The sequence below is a fragment of the Streptosporangium sp. NPDC003464 genome (assembly GCF_053588315.1).
Map to the genome: position 1 here is coordinate 1 of NZ_JBSFPS010000535.1, position 1,748 is coordinate 1,748.

Here is a 1,748-nt window from a genome sequence, read left to right on the forward strand (position 1 = left end):
GGTTCGTCCTGGCCGCCGAACTCCGCCGCCTCCGGGAAGCCGCCGGCCTCGACTCGACCAAGGTTGCCAAGGAGCAGGGCTGGGACCCGGCTCGTCACGTCGAGCACCACGCGGTTGACCTCGCGGACCTCGTTGGTGATCCGGGTGGAGATGCGGGCGAGCACGTCGTAGGGGACACGGGACCAGTCGGCGGTCATGGCGTCCTCGCTGGAGACCGGGCGCAGGACGATCGGGTGGCCGTAGGTGCGGCCGTCGCCCTGGACGCCCACCGAGCGGACGTCGGCGAGCAGGACGACCGGGCACTGCCAGATGTCGCGGTCGAGACCGGCGCGGGAGAGCTCCTCACGGGCGATGGCGTCGGCCTCGCGGAGGATCTCCAGGCGGTCGCGGGTGACCGCGCCGACGATGCGGATGCCCAGGCCCGGACCGGGGAACGGCTGGCGCCAGACCATCGCGGCGGGCAGGCCGAGCTCCTCGCCCGCCCGGCGGACCTCGTCCTTGAACAGCGCGCGCAACGGCTCCACCAGCGAGAACTGCAGGTCGTCGGGGAGGCCGCCGACGTTGTGGTGCGACTTGATGTTGGCGGTGCCGGTGCCGCCGCCGGACTCGACCACGTCGGGGTAGAGGGTGCCCTGCACGAGGAAGTCGACCGGGCCGTCGGCGATGATGGCGCGCTGCTCGTCCTCGAAGACCCGGATGAACTCGCGACCGATGATCTTGCGCTTCTCCTCCGGGTCGGTGACCCCGTCGAGCGCCTTGAGGAAGCGCTCCTGGGCGTCCACCACGCGGAGCTTGACGCCGGTGACGGCCACGAAGTCCCGCTCGACCTGCTCGGCCTCGCCCTTGCGCAGCAGCCCGTGGTCGACGAACACGCAGGTCAGACGGTCGCCGATGGCGCGCTGCACCATGGCCGCCGCGACCGCGGAGTCCACCCCGCCGGACAGCGCGCAGATGGCGCGTCCCTCCGGGCCGATCTGGGCGCGGACCGCCTCGACGGCGTCCTCGACGATGTTGAGCATCGTCCAGGACGGGCGGCAGCCCGCCGCGTCGAGGAAGTGCTTCAGCACGGCCTGGCCGTGCTCGGAGTGGAGGACCTCGGGGTGGAACTGCACGCCGTACAGGCCCTTGCCGGGGTGCTCGAAGGCGGCGACCGGCGTCTCGGCGGTCGCGGCGGTGACGAGGAAGTCTTCGGGGGCGGCGGCGACGCTGTCGCCGTGGGACATCCAGACCGACTGCTTGACGGGCAGCCCCGCGAACAGGACGCCCTCCTGGACCACGTCCAGCTGGGTCCCGCCGTATTCCGCGATGCCCGTCCGGGCCACCTGGCCGCCGAGGGCCTGGGCCATGGCCTGGAAGCCGTAGCAGATCCCGAAGGTCGGCACCCCGGTCTCGAACAGGCCGGCGGGCGCGGCGGGGGCGCCTTCGGCGTAGACGGACGAGGGACCACCGGACAGGATGATGGCCTTGGGCTTCTTGGCCATCATCTCCTCCACCGGCATCGTCGAAGGGACGATCTCGGAGTAGACGTGGCATTCACGCACCCGTCGCGCGATGAGCTGCGCGTACTGCGCACCGAAGTCGACGACCAGGACCGTGTCGAACTCAGACACCAAGACCCCCAAAGGAAACACAGCGGTGTATCCAGTCTATCGGAGAAGGAGGGCAAGAAGCGGATGAAGATGGTCGGCCGCGTCGAGGTCCCCCAGGAGGCGTTCGTCGCCGCGCTGTCCACCGAGTCCTCCGCCGAC

General features: G+C 70.9%; 1 protein-coding gene and 1 pseudogene. One reads left to right on the forward strand and one right to left on the reverse strand.

The window, feature by feature from the left end; all coding sequences use genetic code 11:
• Window positions 1-1,631, reverse strand: a 1,631-nt coding sequence (gene guaA, locus ACWDS7_RS48265) for a glutamine-hydrolyzing GMP synthase (RefSeq protein ID WP_451934796.1), incomplete at its 3' end; no start/stop codon positions are given.
• On the opposite strand from guaA, the pseudogene ACWDS7_RS48270 reads away from it, so the two are divergent.
• Window positions 1,527-1,748: pseudogene (locus ACWDS7_RS48270) on the forward strand (hypothetical protein); the annotation flags it as partial. The gene guaA and the pseudogene ACWDS7_RS48270 sit on opposite strands and share 105 nt — an antisense overlap.